Raw genomic sequence first — 17,044 nt, 5'->3', positions numbered from 1 at the left:
GATTACACTGGGCGGCGTGCCTCAACTACGTCTCGCCCTGAACCAGATCGACGCCGGCGTCGGCGACCTCGCCGGTAACACCGAGTCGATCGTCCGCTGGATCCGGCACTCCGCCGAACAGGGAGCGCATCTCGTGGCGTTCCCGGAGATGGTGCTGACCGGGTACCCCGTCGAGGACCTGGCGCTCAGGTCGTCCTTCGTGGAGGCCTCCCGGGCCGCGCTGCGCGCGCTCGCGGCGCGCCTGGCCGACGAGGGCTTCGGAGAGCTGCCGGTGATCGTCGGCTACCTCGACCGCTCCGCGACGGCCCAGCCGAAGTACGGCCAGCCGGCCGGCGCGCCGCAGAACGCGGGCGCGGTGCTGTACGGCGGCGAGGTGGTCCTGAACTACGCCAAGCACCACCTGCCGAACTACGGCGTCTTCGACGAGTTCCGCTACTTCGTGCCCGGCGACAGCATGCCGGTGCTGCGGGTGCACGGGGTGGACGTCGCCCTGGCCATCTGCGAGGACCTCTGGCAGGACGGCGGGCGGGTCCCCGCCGCCCGTTCGGCGCGGGCGGGCCTGCTGGTGTCGATCAACGCCTCGCCCTATGAGCGCAACAAGGACGACACGCGTCTGGAGCTGGTCCGCAAGCGGGCTCAGGAGGCCGGCTGCACCACGGCGTACCTGGCCATGATCGGCGGTCAGGACGAGCTGGTCTTCGACGGCGACTCGATCGTGGTCGACAAGGACGGCGAGGTGGTGGCGCGGGCGCCGCAGTTCTCCGAGGGCTGCGTGGTCCTGGACCTGGACCTGCCGGCCGCGGCGGCGGACGCGCCGACGGGCGTGGTCGACGACGGTCTGCGCATCGACCGGGTGGTCCTGTCGGAGGAGCCGCTCGCCCCGTACGAGCCCGAGCTCACCGGCGGCTACGCGGACCGTCTGGAGGACGACGAGGAGGTGTACTCGGCGCTGGTCGTGGGCCTGCGGGCGTACGTCGCGAAGAACGGCTTCTCCTCGGTCCTGATCGGCCTGTCGGGCGGTATCGACTCGGCGCTGGTCGCGGCGATCGCCTGTGACGCGGTGGGCGCGCAGAACGTGTACGGCGTGTCGATGCCGTCGAAGTACTCCTCGGACCACTCCAAGGACGACGCGGCCGAGCTGGCCCGCCGTACGGGGCTGAACTACCGCACGGTCGCGATCGAGCCGATGTTCGACGCCTACATGGGCTCGCTGGGACTCTCGGGCCTGGCGGAGGAGAACCTCCAGTCGCGCCTGCGCGGCACGATGCTCATGGCGATCTCCAACCAGGAGGGCCACATCGTGCTGGCGCCCGGCAACAAGTCGGAGCTGGCGGTCGGCTACTCGACGCTCTACGGCGACTCGGTCGGGGCGTACGGCCCCATCAAGGACGTCTACAAGACGTCGGTCTTCCGGCTCGCCGAGTGGCGCAACCGGGCCGCCCGGGAGCGTGGCCAGACCCCGCCGATCCCGGAGAACTCCATCAGCAAGCCCCCGAGCGCGGAGCTGCGCCCGGGCCAGGTGGACACGGACTCGCTGCCGGACTACCCGGTGCTGGACGCGATCCTGGAGCTGTACGTCGACCGGGACCGGGGCGCGGACGAGATCGTGGCGGCCGGGTTCGACGCGGCGCTGGTCGCGAAGACGCTGCGCATGGTGGACACGGCGGAGTACAAGCGCCGCCAGTACCCGCCGGGCACGAAGATCTCCCCGAAGGGCTTCGGCAAGGACCGTCGCCTGCCGATCACGAACGGGTGGCGGGAGTCGCTCTGAGGGACATGCCGGGAGGGACCTTGATAGGCAAGTGAACACTTGCCTATCCTGGGGTCGTGGCCGATGACCTTTTCAAAGCCTTGGCCGACCCCACCCGTCGCACCATCCTCGATGAACTCGCGGAGCAGTCCGGGCAGACGCTGTTCGAGATCTGCTCGCGGCTGAGCATGAAGCACCGGCTCGGCATCTCGCGCCAGGCGGTCTCCCAGCACCTCGCGGTGCTGGAGGCCGCCGGGCTCGTCGAGACCAGGCGGGAGGGGCGCTGCAAGTTCCACGACCTCAACACCGCCCCGCTGCGCCACATCACCGAGCGATGGCTCGTCCGCGAGGCACCTGGACCGGAAGAGAGCACCCCATGAAGATCCGTCTCACCAGCGTCTTCGTCGACGACCAGGCCAAGGCCCTGCGCTTCTACACCGAGGTCCTCGGCTTCGTGAAGAAGCACGACGTCCCCGTGGGCGAGACGGACCGGTGGCTGACGGTCGTCTCCCCCCAGGACCCCGACGGCCCGGAACTGCTCCTGGAGCCCTCCGGCCACCCGGCCGTCAAGCCCTACCGTGACGCCCTCACCGCCGACGGCATCCCGCTCGCCCAGTTCACCGTCGACGACGTCCGCGCCGAGCACGAGCGCCTGACCGCCCTCGGCGTCCGCTTCACCCAGGAGCCCCTGGACATGGGCCCGGTCACCGCTGCCGTCCTCGACGACACCTGCGGCAACCTGATCCAGATCGTGAGCCAGCCGCAGGACCAGTGACGTGAGCCGGAGATTCGTCGGCAGTAGCCCGTCGGACGCCGCCGACTTCGACGGGTGGGCCGCCGAACCCGGCCAACTGATCGGCGCGCCGCCGGACGGCCGGGTAGCGTCGGGCCCGTCCTGAAGGGGGGTCCGGTCGTGACGGGTCCGGTCATGCGTGAGCGCGCCGTTCCGGCGCGGGTTCTGGCCGCCGAACGCCTCGCCGCCGAGGCGGGCTTCGTGAAGAGCTGTATCCCGCAGGTCGGCAGGCTGCTGAGGACGGCCGCCGCCGCCAAGCCCGGTGGGGTCGTCGCCGAGAGCGGCACCGGGTCGGGGGTGGGAACCGCCTGGTTGCACAGCGGACTCGGCGACGGTGCGCGGCTCGTCACCGTGGAGCGGGACGAGGAGTTGGCCCGGCGGGCGGCCGGGGTCTTCGTCGACGACGGCCGCGTCAGCGTCCTCACCGACTGGCGACTGCTCGAAGAGCACGCCCCGTTCGACGTGTTCTTCTGCGACGGCGGCGGCAAGCGGGACGATCCGGAGAGGGTCGTCGAGTTGCTCGCTCCCGGGGGGATTCTCGTGCTGGACGACTTCACTCCGTCGGCCCAGTGGCCGCCCCGGTTCGACGGCGAGGTGGACGAACTGCGCCTGTTCTACCTGACCCATCCCGAGCTGGACGCCGCCGAAGTCCTCACCACGCCCACCAGTTCGGCGGTGGTCGCGGCGCGGCGCGGGACGCCCCGGTAGACGCGGCGGCCCGCGGGAGGTGATCCCACGGGCCGCCGCGTAAAGGAATCGGTCAGTGACGCACCGCTTCGGCCTCCTGCGGGACATGGCTCGCCACGATCCGCTCGCGCCCGGCGACCGGGGCCCGGCGCCGGTCCACCGCGTAGGCCAGGGACGCCACGGCCAGGCCGAGGACGGCGAGGGCCACGCCGGCCAGGGCCGGGGAGGTGACGCCGAAGCCCGCGGCCAGGGCGAGGCCGCCGATCCAGGCGCCGCCGGCGTTGGCCAGGTTGAAGGCGGCCTGGTTGGCGGAGGAGGCCAGGGACGGGGCCGAGGAGGCCTTCTCCATGACCATCAGCTGGAGCGGGGAGCCGGTGGCGAAGGCCGCCATGCCGAGCAGGATCACGGCCACGGCGGCCGTGAGCTCCGTGCGCATCAGCAGCGGGAACAGCGCCAGCACCGCCACCAGTGAGGTCAGGCCGCCGAACAGCGTGCCGCGCAGCGAGTGGTCGGCCAGCCGGCCGCCCAGCAGGTTGCCGGCGGTCGCGCCGACGCCGAACAGCGCCAGCAGCAGGGTGACGCTGGCGTCCGCGTAACCGGCGGCGTCCGTGAGCATCGGGGTGATGTAGCTGTAGGCCGCGAAGAGGGCACCGAAGCCCGCGACGGTGGTGCCGAGCGACAGCCAGACCGGGACGGAGCGCAGGGCGGCGAGTTCGCCGCGCAGGCCCTGGGCGGTGGTGTGCTCGTGGTCGTGCGGGATGAGGAAGGCGAGCGCGGCGATCGCCGCCAGGCCGATGGCGCTGACGCCGAGGAAGGTCGCCCTCCAGCCGAGGTGCTGCCCCATCAGGGTCGCGACCGGCACACCCGCGACGTTCGCGACCGTCAGGCCGAGGAACATCAGCGAGACCGAGCGCGCCTTGCGTTCCGGGGCGACCAGGTTCGTCGCGACGACGGCGCCCACGCCGAAGAAGGCGCCGTGCGGCAGACCGCTCAGGAAGCGGGCGGCCAGCAGCCAGCCGTTGTCCGGCGCGAGGGCGGAAAGGGCGTTGCCCACGACGAACAGTCCCATCAGGCCGATCAGGACCGTGCGCCGGGACATCCTGGCGGTGACGGCGGCCAGCAGCGGGGCGCCGATGACCACGCCCAGCGCGTACGCCGACACCAGGTGGCCGGCGCTGGGTATCGAGATGTTCAGGTCGTCCGCGACGTCGGGCAGCAGCCCCATCATCACGAACTCGGTCGTACCGATGCCGAAGGCGCCCACGGCGAGGGCGAGCAGGGCCAGTGGCATGAAGGAGCCTTTCGAGACTTGCTTGGAGATCCGTACGCGTATGTTCAAGTACGGAACAAAGTCTCTCAGGCGTGCTGTTCCACGCGGCGACGCCTCAGCTGCCGATTTCTGACGGAACTGCTCTGACCAGCGGGTTTCAGGAGCCGCTTGTGGTGACCCTCACACGGGCCGCGACCGGCAGATGGTCGCTGCCGGTCTCCGGAAGGGTCCACGAGCTCTCCGGCTTCAGGCCCCGGACCATGATCTGGTCGATACGCGCCATCGGGAACGACGCGGGCCAGCTGAAGCCGAACCCGCTGCCCGCCGCGCCCTGCGTCGAGCGCATCTGCGAGGTGACGGCGTTGAGCGCGCGGTCGTTCATCGTGCCGTTGAGGTCACCGAGCAGGACGACGTTCTTCAGCGGCTCGTCGGCGATGGCCTCGCCCAGGTAGTCGGCGCTGCGGTCACGCTGGCGGGCGGTGAAGCCGGCCTCCATCTTCACGCGCACGGACGGCAGATGGGCGACGTAGACGGCCAGTTGCCCGGACGGGGCGGTCACGGTGGCGCGCATCGCACGCGTCCAGCCCATGTCGAGGTCGACGTCCCGCACCCCGCTGAGCGGGTACTTGCTCCACACCCCGACCGTGCCCTGCACCGAGTGGTAGCGGTAGGCCGACGCCAGCGCCTTCTCGTACGTCGGGACGGCGGCCGGCGTCAGCTCCTCCAGGGCGAGCACGTCCGCGCCGGAGGCGGCCACGTCACGGGCGGTGCCGGCCGGGTCGGGGTTGTCGGCGTTGACGTTGTGCGTGACCACCGTGAGGTCGCCGCCGGTCGCGGTCTTGTCGCTGAGCTGGCCGCCGAAGAGGTTCAGCCAGACCACGGACGGCAGCACCAGCGCGATCAGCGCGGTCGCGGATTTACGGACCAGGGCGAGGACCAGCAGCACCGGGACGAGCAGCCCCAGCCAGGGCAGGAACGTCTCGGTGAGGCTGCCCAGGTTGCCGACGGCGTTCGGGATGCGCGAGTGCAGCACCATGACCAGGGCCAGCAGCACCGCGCACGCGGCGACGACCAGTCCGCGCCGCCAGATCCGAGGGTCGCCCCGCCAGGGCGCCGTCAGCCGGTCGAACAGGCGCCGAAGCCGGGTTCCCCGGTGCTCGGGCCCCGAGCCGCCGTTGTCCGTCTCCGTCATGTACGCCTGCTGCGCCATACCGTCGCCTCACTGCCTGCCGTGCACACCATCGCCCCCGTGTCCTTACGACCCTAGGGGATGATCCGTTCCGTTCCCGCCGTCCTGTGACGGCCGTACGGGGGCGATGACGTCCGAGTCCCCGCGGGGAGTTCCGGCCGGGCCGGGGGAAAGCGCGCACTGTGACAGAACGCGCACACTCAGCCGGGCTGGTGGGGGTCGGAACTGACGGGGCGTAGCCCTTCGAGCAGGGTGTCGACGACCTGCTCGGCGAGGTCGTCGGGCAGATCGGAGTCGGGCCGCAGCACGGCCCGCACGAGCACGGGGCCGACGAACAGGTCGTTGAGCAGTTCGAGGTCGAGGTCCGTGCGCAGCTCGCCGTTCTCCCGGCCGCGGCGCAGCACCTCCAGGCCGAGCCGGCGGCGCGGGGCGACGACGGTGGCCTGGTACGCCGCCCAGAGCTTGGGACTGCTCTTCATCTGGGCCTGCACGCTGTGCAGGATCGCCGAGGAGCGGTTGGCCAGGCCCCGCCGGCGCACCTGCTCCAGCAGGACCACGAGGTCGTCGCGCATGGAGGTGCCGGGCAGCGGCGGGTCCGGGGGCTCCGCGGCGCGCACGACGTCGACGAAGAGCTCCTCCTTGCCGCTCCAGCGGCGGTAGATGGTGGCCTTGCCGACGCCGGCGGTGCGGGCGATGCGCTCGATGGACAGCTCCGCGAGGGGCACGCCCTCCTCCAGGAGCTTCATCACGCCCTCGATGATGGCGCGCTCGACGGCCTCGCTTCTGGGGCGGCCCCTCGCGGGTGCGCCGTGCGGAGAGCGCCGTTCGGCGAGGCTCACGTCGCTGTGTCCTTTCCTGACCGGGTGGAGACCGTTCCTGTCGGTACGGACGGTGAATTCTCCCGCAGGCTTACGCCCGCGTGTGCGACAACTCCTTTTCCCCCTCGCCCTGCTGGGGCGCGGGAGGCTTGCCGGGCAGGAACAGCGCCACGACGACCGCGCCGATCAGGGCGACGCCCGCACCCCACAGGGCGGTGGTGTGCATGGCGTGCAGGAACGCGTCGTAGGCCGGGGCGACGAGTGCGTCGCCGCGCGGGCCGAGCTTGTCCGCGACGCCGAGCGTGGCCTCGATGGACTCCCCCGCGGTGTGCCGCAGGGCCGGGGGCAGCACGCCGAGCTTGTCCTCGATGCCCGTGCGGTACGCCGTGGACAGCACCGAGCCGAGGACGGCGATGCCGAGGGCGCCGCCGACCTGCCGGAAGGTGTTGCTGAGCGCGGAGGCGGAGCCGGCCTTCTCCCGGGGCAGGGCCTGCATGATGACGACGCTGACCGGCGTCATGATGTGCGCCATGCCGGCCCCCATGAGAAAGAAGATCACTTCCAGGATCCAGATGGGGGTGTCCGCGTCCAGGGTGGCGAAGGCGGCGAGCATGGCGGCGATGACGACCATGCCGGCCGTGGTCGTGACCCGGTTGCCGAAGCGGTCGACCACCAGCCGGGCGCGCGGCGCGAAGATCAGCTGGGCGGCGGCCAGCGGCAGCATCAGCAGACCGGTCTGCAGCGGCGAGTAGCCGCGCACGCTCTGGGTGTAGAAGACGGCGAAGAACGTCACGCCCATCAGCGCGAAGAAGACCAGCGCGATCGCGGCGATGGCGGACGAGAAGACCTTGTCCTTGAAGTAGGTGACGTCTATCGACGGGTGGTCGCTGCGCTTCTCGAACACCACGAAGGCGACGAGCACGGCGATCCCGGCGGCGATGGTCGCCAGCACGGTCGCGTCGGTGAAGTCGGCGAGCTGGCCGCCCTTGATGATGCCGTAGACGAGCAGCACCAGGCCGACGACGGAGAGCACGACGCCGACCGGGTCGATCCGGCCCGGGCGCGGATCGCGCGAGTCGGGCACCAGCCAGAGCATCAGCACGAGCCCGAGCACCACGATCGGCACGTTGACCAGGAAGACCGAGCCCCACCAGAAGTGGTCGAGCAGGAGACCGCCGGTGATCGGGCCGATGGCGACGGCGAGGCCGACGCCGCCCGCCCAGATGCCGATGGCCTTGGGCTGCTCCTCGCGCTCGAAGACGTTCATGAGGACGGCGAGGGTGGCGGGCATGACGAACGCCGCGCCCAGGCCCATCACGGCCCGGAAGGTGATCAGCTCGCCCGGCGAGCCGGAGAACGCGGCGAGCGCGGATCCCAGGCCGAACACGGCGAGCCCGCCGAGCAGCACCTTCTTGCGGCCCAGCCGGTCACCGAGCAGGCCGGCGGTGAACAGCAGGCCGGCGAAGACGAGGGTGTAGGCGTTGATCGCCCACTCCAGCTGGCTCTGGGTGGCACCCAGGCCGGTGGGGGGCGGGGTGGAGATGGTCTTGATGGCGACGTTCAGGATCGAGTTGTCGAGCACCACGATGAGCAGGCTGAGCATCAGCACGCCGAGGATCGCCCAGCGGCGCCGGTGCACCGCTTCCGGTACGCGTGGGCCGGTGGGGGCGGCCGGGTCGGCAGGAGTAGTCATGGGTCCGAGCCTAGAGCCATTTCGATACGAGACCGTCTCGTATTGGAATACTCTTACCCGGAATTTACGCAACTCCCGCATCCGGCCCCGGGGCGGAACTCACAGGGCCTCCCCTAGCCCTCGATGGCACGAGGTGCCACCATGGACGTGGTCCGGGGACGCCGTCAGGGCGCCTCGAGATGACGTGTTAGGAGCCGTGCCATGACGCAGCTTCCGGCTGCCCAGACTGCTCAGACCAGGCCCTCCGACAGCGGCAAGGCGCTGTACGGGGGCAAGGGCACCCGCCGTATCACCGTGCGGGACATCGCCGTCGCCAAGGAGCGCGGCGAGAAGTGGCCGATGCTCACCGCGTACGACGCGATGACCGCGTCCGTCTTCGACGAGGCCGGCATCCCGGTGATGCTCGTCGGCGACTCCGCGGGCAACTGCCACCTCGGGTACGAGACGACCGTGCCCGTCACCCTCGACGAGATGACGATGCTGTCGGCGGCGGTCGTACGGGGCACCTCCCGCGCGCTGATCGTCGGCGACCTGCCCTTCGGCTCCTACCAGGAGGGTCCGGTGCAGGCGCTGCGCTCGGCGACCCGGCTGGTGAAGGAGGCCGGGGTGCAGGCGGTGAAGCTGGAGGGAGGCGAGCGGTCGTACGACCAGATCCGGCTGCTCGTCGAGTCCGGCATCCCGGTCATGGCGCACATCGGCCTGACCCCGCAGTCGGTCAACGCGATGGGCTACCGCGTGCAGGGCCGGGGCGAGGAGGCGGCCCAGCAGCTGCTGCGGGACGCGAAGGCCGTGCAGGACGCGGGCGCGTTCGCGGTGGTGCTGGAGCTGGTCCCCGCGGAGCTGGCCGCCGAGGTGACGCGGGTGCTGCACATCCCGACGGTGGGGATCGGGGCGGGCCCCGAGACCGACGCGCAGGTGCTGGTGTGGACGGACATGCTGGGCCTGACCGGCGGGCGGGTGCCGAAGTTCGTCAAGCAGTACGCCAACCTGCGTGAGGTGATGGGCGACGCGGTGAAGGCGTTCGCCGACGAGGTCGTCGGCGGAACGTTCCCGCAGGAGGAGAACTCCGTCCACTAGGAAGCCACAGCGGTACCACGAACAGCCCGTCGGCCCTCCCCCAGCCGACGGGCTGTTCCCCTTCCGGCAGGAGCACCCACTTTTCCGGCAAGAGCACCCACTGCGTCGGGAGCGCCGACAAGGGGTGTCGGCGGCTTGTCGGTGATTTGTCGGTGGGCCCTGAGACCGTCTGTGCCATGACGCGAATCGACACACGAACCGGCGGCGCCGCTGTGACCGTGCGGGGGCTGGTGAAGCACTACGGGGAGACCAAGGCTCTGGACGGGGTCGACCTGGAGGTGCGGGAGGGCACCGTGATGGGGGTGCTCGGGCCGAACGGGGCCGGGAAGACCACCCTGGTGCGGATCCTGTCCACCCTGCTGAAGGCCGACTCGGGACAGGCGACCGTGGCCGGCTACGACGTGGCACGGCAGCCGCGGCAGCTGCGGCGGGTGATAGGCCTCACCGGCCAGTACGCGTCCGTCGACGAGAAGCTCCCCGGCTGGGAGAACCTGTACATGATCGGCCGGCTGCTCGACCTGCCGCGCAAGGAGGCCCGTGCCCGGGCGGACGAGCTGCTGGAGCGGTTCTCGCTGACCGAGGCGGCCAAGCGGCCCGCGAGCACCTACTCCGGCGGTATGCGGCGGCGGCTCGACCTGGCGGCCTCGATGATCGGCCGGCCCGCCGTCCTGTTCCTCGACGAACCGACCACCGGCCTCGACCCGCGCACCCGCAACGAGGTGTGGGACGAGGTCAAGACCATGGTCGGCGACGGGGTGACCGTGCTGCTGACCACGCAGTACATGGAGGAGGCCGAGCAGCTCGCCTCCGAGCTGACGGTCGTGGACAAGGGCCGGGTCGTCGCGGGCGGGGGCATCGAGGAGCTCAAGGCCAAGGTCGGCGGGCGGACCCTGCGGATCAGGCCGGCCGACGCCCTGCACCTGCGGCCGCTCGCCGCGCACCTGGACGGGCTCGGCATCACCGGACTCGCGACCACCACCGTGGACGCCGCCTCCGGGACCCTGCTGGTCCCGATCCTCAGCGACGAGCAGCTCACCGCCGTCGTGGGCGCCGTCACCTCCCGCGGCATCACACTCGCCGCCGTCACCACCGAACTGCCCAGCCTGGACGAGGTGTTCCTGTCCCTCACCGGCCACCGTGCCAGTGCCCCGCAGGACGCCCCGCCCGCCGAGGACCGCGAAGAGGTCGCCGTATGAGTGCCGCCACCCTGACCAGCCCCGCGTCGAAGGACGACGCCCGTATCTCGCTGCGCGGGCATGTGCGGCACACCAGTGCCCTCGTCCGCCGAAATCTGCTGTGGATCCGCCAGGACCCGGAGTCGATGGCCGACGCGCTGCTGATGCCGGTCATCTTCACCCTGCTGTTCGTGTTCGTGTTCGGCGGCTCGATCGGGCAGGCGCTCGGCGGCGGGCAGGACCAGTACGTGCAGTACGTGATCCCCGGCATGATCGCGATGATGAGCATGACGCTCTCCCAGGGCGTCGGCACCGGCTTCAGCCAGGACTTCAACTCCGGTGTCATGGACCGCTTCCGGTCACTGCCCATCGGGCGCGGCTCGGTGCTGTTCGCGAAGATCTCCGTGGAGCTGCTGCGGATGCTGTTCGCGACCGCCGTCCTCATGGTCGTCTCCGTGGCGGTCGGGTTCGAGATCACCAACTGGCCCGGGCTGTTCGCGGCGGTCGCGCTGTCGACAGCGTTCGCCTCGTCGATCATGTGGGTGTTCCTCACCCTGGGCGTGATCATGAAGAGTGCGCAGTCCGTGCAGGCGATGGGCTTCCTGGTGCTGTTCCCGCTCCAGTTCGGCTCGTCGATCTTCGCCCCGACCACGTCCATGCCGGGCTGGCTCCAGGCCTTCACCGACTACAACCCGCTGTCCACGCTCGCGGACGCCGCGCGCGGTCTGATGGTGGGCGGGCCGGTCGCCCACGACCTGTGGGTGACACTCGGCTGGTCGGTGCTGATCACGGCCGTGATGGCGCCCGTCGCGATCCACAAGTTCCGCACCAAGAGCTGACCGGGCGCGCCCGATGCGCGTCACAGCAGGGCGGCGGCCTCCTCCAGGGAGAGGCGGCCGCCTTCGGCGTACGCGCTCTCGTACGCCTGGTCCCCGAGCAGCGCCCTGGCCTGGCGCTCCGTTCGCTCGCGGGTCTCGCGCTCCTGCCGCTGGGCGACGTGCCGGGGCGGCAACAGGGCGTCGAAGGCACCCAGGCAGCGGGCCGCGTCCCCGGCGCGTCCTCCGCCGTCCATGGCGGCCAGGGCCCGGGCGCCGATGATCAGATACCCCGAGCGCAGATGGGGCGTGATGGCCTCGGACAGCGGATCGGCGGCCCGCTTCATCCCCTTGCGGATCAGGCGCAGGCACTCCTCGTACCTCCCCTCCGTGACGTCCAGCCACGCCTCCGCGCCGAGGATGTAGGCGTCGAAGACGATGAAGTGGGCGATACGGAAGTCCTGCCGCAGCCGCCGCAGCTGTTCGCGCGCCTCGGGAACGCGGTCCGTCATGCCCAGCCGGCCGGCCAGGAAGAGACGCGCGGCGGGCATGGCCTCGCTGTGCGAGTCCTCGTGCTGGGCGATCACCTCGCGCAGCAACCGCTCACCGCGTTCGTCCTCGCCCGCCTCCAGCAGCGCGTTGCCCAGCCGGGCGCTCAGGACCGCCGCCTGGGCCCGGGCGCCGAGGCGTTCGGCATGCCCGATGGCCGCTTCGTAGTCGGCGGCGGCCACAGCGTAGGCGCCCTTGCGTTCCTGGGCCTCGGCGCGGGCGGAGAGGGCCTCGGCGGTGCCCCAGTCGTCGCCCAGGCGGCGGAAGACCTCCAGTGCCTCGTCGGCGTCGCGGGCGGCGTCCCCGGCCCAGTCGGTGCGGTTGGCGCGGAAGTTGGCCCGCATCTGGAGGCCGGAGGCGAGCTCCCAGTCGAAGCCCGGGGTCTGCCGGCAGGTGCGGATGGAGGCGTCGATGATGACGCGCAGCCGGTCCATGTCTCCGGTCAGCATCACGGCGAAGAACCAGAGCAGGCCGGGCATACGGCAGTTCTGCGGAAGGCCGGGCTCGTAGGTGGCGGCGATGGCGCGCAGCTTCCGCTGGGAATCCGGGTTCTGCCAGGCGTCCAGCTCGGTGTCCATGCAGGCCAGATGGGCGAGGTGGATACCGCGCCGGGCCTCCGCGAGGACCTCGCCGGTCATCGGGGGCGGGGCGTCGGTGCAGCGCTCCCACACCGCGGCGGCCGGACGGACGGGCTCGGCGAAGGGGTCGGGGCCGAGCGCCATGACTTCGCGGCACCAGTTGCGCGCCTCGATGCGCAGGTCGCGCATCTGCCAGTACCAGACGAGGGACAGCGCCAGGCACAGCGCCTCCTGCTCGTCGCGCAGGGCGACGGCGTGGCGCAGCGCGGTGCGCAGGTTCTCGTACTCGCGCTCCAGCCGGTGGATGGCGGTGAGCTGCTCCCGGCCGCGCAGCAACGGGTCGGTACGGCGGGCCAGTTCACGGAAGTACGTCAGGTGGGCGCGCTCGGCCTCGGCGCGCTGCCCCGACTCGTCCAGCCGTTCGCCGGCGTACTCGGCGACCGTCTCCAGGAGCCGGTAGCGCATCTCCCCGTCGGCCGAGCCGTCCGGCGGGGCGGCCACGACCAGCGAGCGGTCGACGAGGGAGCCGAGCGCCTCCAGGGCGGCCGGTCCGCACACCGCCTCCGCGGCGGGCAGGTCGCAACCGCCGGCGAACACCGACAGCCGCCGCAGGACGTCACGTTCGTCCTCGTCGAGCAGGTCCCAGGACCAGTCGACGACGGCGCGCAGGGTCTGCTGGCGGGGCAGGACGGTACGGCTGCCGGAGGTGAGGAGACGGAAGCGGTCGTCGAGGCGGTCGGCGATCTGGCGGGGCGTGAGCATCCGCAGCCGGGCGGCGGCCAGTTCGATGGCCAGCGGCAGGCCGTCGAGACGCCGGCAGATCTCGGCGCACGCTTCGGGATCGTCCTCGATCCGGAAGCCGGGCCGGGCGGCCGCACCCCGGTCGGCGAGCAGCCGCAGCGCGACCGGCTCGGGCAGCGGCTCCACCGGCCGCAGCAACTCCCCCGGTACACCGAGGGGTTCGCGGCTGGTGGCGAGCACAGCGAGGTCGGGGCAGCGGGCCAGCAGCTCCTCGGTGAGCCGGGCGGCGGCGTCGGCGACGTGCTCGCAGTTGTCGAGGATGAGCAGCATGCGGGGCCGGGAGCAGTGTTCGGCGAGGCGCTCGACGGGGTCGTCCGGCCGCTCGGTGACGGCGCGGATGCCCTCGGCGCCGCCGCCGTACAGCACGGTCTCGCGGGCCCCGACGGCGGTGAGCACGGCCTCCGGTACGGCGTCGGGGTCGTCGACGGGGGCGAGTTCGGCGAACCACACCCCGCCGGGCATGGTCTCGCGCACGGCCTCGGCGGCCTCCTGCGACAGCCGGGTCTTCCCCGCGCCGCCCGGGCCGAGCAGGGTGACAAGACGGGCCGCCGCGAGGTCCCCGCGGATGGTGTCGATGTCGGATTCCCGGCCGATGAAGGAGGTGAGCCGGGCGCGCAGGTTGCCGACGGACGCGCCCTGCTCCCGTGCGGCGGGCGCGGCGCCGGGCAGCTCCCCGAGGCTCAGCAACTCGGCGTGCAGCGAGCGCAGTTCCGGTCCCGGGTCGGTACCGAGGCGGTCGGCGAGGAGGCGCCGGACGTCGTCGTAGGCGTCCAGGGCCTCCGCCGCGCGGCCGGCGTCCCGCAGGGCGCGCAGCCGCAGCGCCTGGAGGGGCTCGTCCAGGGGGTGGCCGTCGCAGAGGGCGGTCAGTTCCGGCAGCGACTGCTCGGCCTGGCCGAGGGCGAGGGCGGCGGTGTGGCGGGCGCGCAGCACGTCCAGGCGGCGGGTGTCCCGGCGGGCCGCCTCGGCGGTGCGGTCGGGCAGGTCGGCGAGGGCCGGGCCGCGCCACAGGGCGAGGGCGTCGTCGAGGACCACGAGGGCCTTGGCGGGGTCGCCGTCGGCCAGCGCCCGCAGCCCCTCACCGGCCAGCCGCTCGAACCGGTGCAGGTCGACGTCGTCAGGGGCGGCGGTGAGGCGGTACCCGCCCTCGACGGAGGCGATCGCGGCAGCGCCGAGCGCCCGCCGCAACCGCCCGACCAGCGCCTGGAGCGCGCCGGGCGCGTCGGCGGGCGGCTGCCCGCCCCACACCTCGTCGACGAGCAGCCCGGCGGGCACGGTCCGTCCGGCCCGCAGCGCGAGCACGGTCAGCAGCGCACGCAACCGCGCCCCGCCGACCGAAACGGTTGTCCCGTCACTGCGGAGCGCCTGTGTGGTGCCGAGGATGCGGTAGTGCACGGGCTCATTGTCTCCGGTGTACGGGGGGCGGGTCACGGCGATCGCCGGTGCGGCGGGCCGGTCGGGGGCGGGGGTGGGGGCGGGTGTGGGGGCGTTCACGTGCCCGCGTGGCGGCGTCGGGTGCGGTCGGCCGGTTGCCGTGGGGGTGTCGTCGTGCTCAGGGTCTCCAGCAGGGCCGTCAGGTCCGCCGCCCCGATGCCCCGGGTCTCCGCGCCGGGCTCGGTGTGCTGCTCGGGTAGGCCCCGGGCCCGGCGGACGGCGTGGGAGAGGCGGGAGTTCGTGCCCGGCACGTCCAGGGTCACGACCACGCCCGACTCCCGGGAACTGCGTGCCCGCCCGTCGGCGGCCCGGTCTCCGCCGGTCTCGGTGAACCGGCGCGGGCAGCGCTCCACCGTCCGTAACGCGCGCTTGCCCGCGACCGGCTCGTAGGAGCGGGAGCCGGGCGCGGTCTCGGTCCAGGTCTGGGTCAGGACCTGGACGGCCCGCACCCGCCCGCTGGCCTCGGGCCACCTCGCGCCGTGCCGTTCGACGCACAGCAGCCCCGCCGTCCGGGTCCGGCTCCCCGGCCGCGGGCGCCGGTCCTCCTCGGCGCCGGGGTCCGCCCCCAGCGCCACCGGCAGGCCCGTCGCCTCCCGGACCAGCCGCACCCCGCCCAGGTCCGTCACGGGCCCGGCGACCTCGGTGAGCTGGTCGCGCCAGCCGCCGCCCAGCACGGTGTCCGCGTCCAGGAGCAGCAGCGGCCAGCTCACCTCGTCCCCGACCGAGAACGGCGTGCCGCAGCACTCCATCTGCCAGTCCTCGTAGAACACGTGCCACAGCCCCATGGGCCCACCCTCCCCGGAACCGACCGCCCCGCGCGAGACGTTTTTCACCCGGGCCCGGTACCGTCGGGCCGTTCCACCCCGTGTCGACGAGTGCAGGGAGCCCCATGACCACCGCCACCACCCGCCACAGCGAGCGACGGATCAGTCCCGTGTTCGTCGGGATCGTCGCCGTGACGGCGGTCACGGGCTGGGCGACCTGGACCGGGTTCGCCGAGCAGCCCGGCGTCGCCGTGTTCCTGTTCGTGACGGCGGCGTGGATCGTCTCGCTGTGCCTGCACGAGTACGCGCACGCGCGCACCGCCCTGCACAGCGGCGACATCTCCATCGGCGCGAAGGGCTATCTGACCCTCAACCCGCTGAAGTACACCCACGCCCTGCTCAGCATCGTCCTGCCGGTGATCTTCGTGATCATGGGCGGCATCGGTCTGCCCGGCGGTGCCGTGTTCATCGAGCGGGGCCGGATCCAGGGGCGCTGGAAGCACAGCCTGATCTCGGCGGCGGGCCCGCTGACGAACGTGCTGTTCGCCGTCGTCTGCACCGCCCCGTTCTGGCTGGACGCGCTGGACGGCGTGCCGAGCGACTTCCGGTTCGCGCTGGCCTTCCTCGCGCTGCTCCAGGTGACGGCCGCGCTGCTGAACTTCCTGCCGGTGCCGGGCCTGGACGGCTACGGCGTGCTCGAACCGTGGCTGTCCTACGGCATCCGGCGTCAGGTGGAGCCGTTCGCGCCGTTCGGCCTGCTGTTCGTGTTCGCGCTGCTGTGGCTGCCGGCGGTCAACGGCGTCTTCTTCGACGTGATCGACACGATCCTGAAGTCGCTCGGGATCAGCGACTTCGAGACGTACTGCGGTCAATACCTATACGACTATGTATTCAGCTTCCTACGGGACACCGGGCCTAACGTGGGCTGTACAGCCTGACGACCGGCGGAAACACAAAAGCCCCGCTCACCTCCCCAGGGCTCGGGAGATGAACGGGGCTCGTCCGCCCCAGCGCCCGCCATGATCGGGCGCTGTCGTCGTCGAGCGGCACCTCGTCCCGCGAAGATCCAGAGGAACGGGACGAGGAGTCAGGACGCGGGCGGGGCCGGGTATGCCGGCCTCAGACCCCGCCGCGCCCTCCGCGGGACGTCTGCTCGGGGCAGTCAGCGCGCGGAGTCAGGTGTAGGCGACAGGACGGAAGCGATGCTGAAGTTCTTCAGGGTGACGACGCGGAATCGGTTGTGATGCGGCAGCATCGCCACGTGATCCCGGGCCCACCTGAGCGGGTCATCGCCGTCGCGCAACGTCCTGTTGTCTCCAAGACAGTCCGCGCACTCGACGAAAGCTCCGGTCGGTGCCTGCTCCAGCTCCTCTTTCGTCACCACCCACGGGAACGGCCCGTTGTTCATCGCGCCGTCTTCTTCCACTCGTGCGGGTGGCGCTTGATCTCGATCGCCAGATCCGTTGCGTGCGACGGATCGTAAGCAGTGCTCCGCGGGTTAGAGGCTTCTTGCCACTGCCCGAACCTCGATTCACACATGTCGCAACCCCTGACGGGGTGGGGCGGTTCCGCCGTAAGTGGGTCCGTCAGATGGATCGGTTCTCTGAGCGTTGTCTCAAGCGCCATCCCTGCACCTCCGCCGCGCGGGTTCTGT

General features: G+C 71.8%; 15 protein-coding genes. 8 read left to right on the top strand and 7 right to left on the bottom strand.

Annotated features, from left to right (window positions below; all coding sequences use genetic code 11):
* The first annotated feature begins 16 nt into the window (after positions 1 to 16).
* The 4 genes from ACFZDE_RS09400 to ACFZDE_RS09385 all read left to right on the top strand — a co-directional run bounded on the left by ACFZDE_RS09400 (position 17) and on the right by ACFZDE_RS09385 (position 3,251).
* Positions 17 to 1,771, top strand: coding sequence for an NAD+ synthase (locus ACFZDE_RS09400; RefSeq protein WP_391198828.1), 1,755 nt, complete (start codon positions 17 to 19; stop codon positions 1,769 to 1,771).
* Between the two features lie 56 nt (positions 1,772 to 1,827).
* Positions 1,828 to 2,130, top strand: a complete 303-nt coding sequence (locus tag ACFZDE_RS09395) for a metalloregulator ArsR/SmtB family transcription factor (protein WP_391198825.1) — start codon at positions 1,828 to 1,830, stop codon at positions 2,128 to 2,130.
* Positions 2,127 to 2,525: a VOC family protein gene (locus ACFZDE_RS09390; RefSeq protein WP_391198822.1), complete on the top strand. Its 399-nt coding sequence runs from the start codon at positions 2,127 to 2,129 to the stop codon at positions 2,523 to 2,525. The genes ACFZDE_RS09395 and ACFZDE_RS09390 overlap by 4 nt, the downstream gene beginning before the upstream one ends.
* Before the next feature lie 153 nt (positions 2,526 to 2,678).
* Positions 2,679 to 3,251, top strand: a complete 573-nt coding sequence (locus ACFZDE_RS09385) for a class I SAM-dependent methyltransferase (protein WP_391198946.1) — start codon at positions 2,679 to 2,681, stop codon at positions 3,249 to 3,251.
* Between the two features lie 52 nt (positions 3,252 to 3,303).
* Here the strand turns inward: ACFZDE_RS09385 and ACFZDE_RS09380 are convergent, their stop codons facing one another.
* The 4 genes from ACFZDE_RS09380 to ACFZDE_RS09365 all read right to left on the bottom strand — a co-directional run bounded on the left by ACFZDE_RS09380 (position 3,304) and on the right by ACFZDE_RS09365 (position 8,200).
* Positions 3,304 to 4,521 (bottom strand): MFS transporter, encoded by a 1,218-nt coding sequence (locus ACFZDE_RS09380; RefSeq protein ID WP_391198819.1) that lies wholly within the window; start codon positions 4,519 to 4,521, stop codon positions 3,304 to 3,306.
* Positions 4,522 to 4,657: 136 nt separating this feature from the next.
* Complete coding sequence (locus tag ACFZDE_RS09375; RefSeq protein ID WP_390997747.1) at positions 4,658 to 5,710, bottom strand: endonuclease/exonuclease/phosphatase family protein; 1,053 nt, start codon at positions 5,708 to 5,710, stop codon at positions 4,658 to 4,660.
* Positions 5,711 to 5,889: 179 nt separating this feature from the next.
* Positions 5,890 to 6,528, bottom strand: a complete 639-nt coding sequence (locus tag ACFZDE_RS09370) for a TetR/AcrR family transcriptional regulator C-terminal ligand-binding domain-containing protein (protein WP_390997744.1) — start codon at positions 6,526 to 6,528, stop codon at positions 5,890 to 5,892.
* 70 nt (positions 6,529 to 6,598) lie between these two features.
* Positions 6,599 to 8,200, bottom strand: coding sequence for a DHA2 family efflux MFS transporter permease subunit (locus tag ACFZDE_RS09365; protein WP_391198816.1), 1,602 nt, complete (start codon positions 8,198 to 8,200; stop codon positions 6,599 to 6,601).
* A 201-nt stretch (positions 8,201 to 8,401) separates the two neighbouring features.
* Here ACFZDE_RS09365 and panB point away from each other — a divergent pair, with 201 nt between their 5' ends.
* The 3 genes from panB (at position 8,402) to ACFZDE_RS09350 (ending at position 11,291) form a co-directional block, all read left to right on the top strand.
* Positions 8,402 to 9,277, top strand: a complete 876-nt coding sequence (gene panB, locus ACFZDE_RS09360; RefSeq protein WP_391198813.1) for a 3-methyl-2-oxobutanoate hydroxymethyltransferase — start codon at positions 8,402 to 8,404, stop codon at positions 9,275 to 9,277.
* 176 nt (positions 9,278 to 9,453) lie between these two features.
* Positions 9,454 to 10,473, top strand: a complete 1,020-nt coding sequence (locus ACFZDE_RS09355) for an ATP-binding cassette domain-containing protein (RefSeq protein WP_390997735.1) — start codon at positions 9,454 to 9,456, stop codon at positions 10,471 to 10,473.
* Positions 10,470 to 11,291 carry an ABC transporter permease gene (locus ACFZDE_RS09350; protein ID WP_391198811.1) on the top strand — a complete coding sequence of 274 codons (822 nt, stop codon included), beginning with the start codon at positions 10,470 to 10,472 and terminating at the stop codon, positions 11,289 to 11,291. Before ACFZDE_RS09355 ends, ACFZDE_RS09350 begins: the two co-directional genes overlap by 4 nt.
* A 20-nt stretch (positions 11,292 to 11,311) precedes the next feature.
* Here ACFZDE_RS09350 and ACFZDE_RS09345 read toward each other — a convergent pair whose 3' ends face one another.
* The gene (locus ACFZDE_RS09345; protein WP_391198808.1) at positions 11,312 to 14,587 is read right to left on the bottom strand and encodes a BTAD domain-containing putative transcriptional regulator; all 3,276 of its coding nucleotides are present in this window, start codon (positions 14,585 to 14,587) and stop codon (positions 11,312 to 11,314) included.
* 95 nt (positions 14,588 to 14,682) lie between these two features.
* Positions 14,683 to 15,411, bottom strand: coding sequence for a DUF6578 domain-containing protein (locus ACFZDE_RS09340; RefSeq protein ID WP_391198805.1), 729 nt, complete (start codon positions 15,409 to 15,411; stop codon positions 14,683 to 14,685).
* Positions 15,412 to 15,515: 104 nt separating this feature from the next.
* Here ACFZDE_RS09340 and ACFZDE_RS09335 point away from each other — a divergent pair, with 104 nt between their 5' ends.
* Positions 15,516 to 16,328 (top strand): site-2 protease family protein, encoded by an 813-nt coding sequence (locus ACFZDE_RS09335; RefSeq protein WP_391198802.1) that lies wholly within the window; start codon positions 15,516 to 15,518, stop codon positions 16,326 to 16,328.
* A gap of 224 nt (positions 16,329 to 16,552) precedes the next feature.
* Here ACFZDE_RS09335 and ACFZDE_RS09330 read toward each other — a convergent pair whose 3' ends face one another.
* Positions 16,553 to 16,798: a hypothetical protein gene (locus tag ACFZDE_RS09330; protein ID WP_391198799.1), complete on the bottom strand. Its 246-nt coding sequence runs from the start codon at positions 16,796 to 16,798 to the stop codon at positions 16,553 to 16,555.
* Positions 16,799 to 17,044 lie beyond the last annotated feature (246 nt).

The organism is Streptomyces sp. NPDC007929 (assembly GCF_042959065.1).
In the GTDB taxonomy this organism is placed as follows: domain Bacteria; phylum Actinomycetota; class Actinomycetes; order Streptomycetales; family Streptomycetaceae; genus Streptomyces.
Note: the sequence above shows the minus strand (reverse complement) of the source record. Positions and strands in the feature narration are given on the sequence as shown.

Coding starts and splice junctions, on each gene's coding strand:
- ACFZDE_RS09355 (WP_390997735.1), top strand. CDS start 9,454: ATGACGCGAATCGACACACGAACCGGCGGCGCCGCTGTGACCGTGCGG.
- ACFZDE_RS09335 (WP_391198802.1), top strand. CDS start 15,516: ATGACCACCGCCACCACCCGCCACAGCGAGCGACGGATCAGTCCCGTG.
- ACFZDE_RS09340 (WP_391198805.1), bottom strand. CDS start 15,411: ATGGGGCTGTGGCACGTGTTCTACGAGGACTGGCAGATGGAGTGCTGC.
- ACFZDE_RS09385 (WP_391198946.1), top strand. CDS start 2,679: ATGCGTGAGCGCGCCGTTCCGGCGCGGGTTCTGGCCGCCGAACGCCTC.
- ACFZDE_RS09375 (WP_390997747.1), bottom strand. CDS start 5,710: ATGGCGCAGCAGGCGTACATGACGGAGACGGACAACGGCGGCTCGGGG.
- ACFZDE_RS09330 (WP_391198799.1), bottom strand. CDS start 16,798: ATGAACAACGGGCCGTTCCCGTGGGTGGTGACGAAAGAGGAGCTGGAG.
- ACFZDE_RS09380 (WP_391198819.1), bottom strand. CDS start 4,521: ATGCCACTGGCCCTGCTCGCCCTCGCCGTGGGCGCCTTCGGCATCGGT.
- ACFZDE_RS09350 (WP_391198811.1), top strand. CDS start 10,470: ATGAGTGCCGCCACCCTGACCAGCCCCGCGTCGAAGGACGACGCCCGT.
- panB (WP_391198813.1), top strand. CDS start 8,402: ATGACGCAGCTTCCGGCTGCCCAGACTGCTCAGACCAGGCCCTCCGAC.
- ACFZDE_RS09390 (WP_391198822.1), top strand. CDS start 2,127: ATGAAGATCCGTCTCACCAGCGTCTTCGTCGACGACCAGGCCAAGGCC.
- ACFZDE_RS09365 (WP_391198816.1), bottom strand. CDS start 8,200: ATGACTACTCCTGCCGACCCGGCCGCCCCCACCGGCCCACGCGTACCG.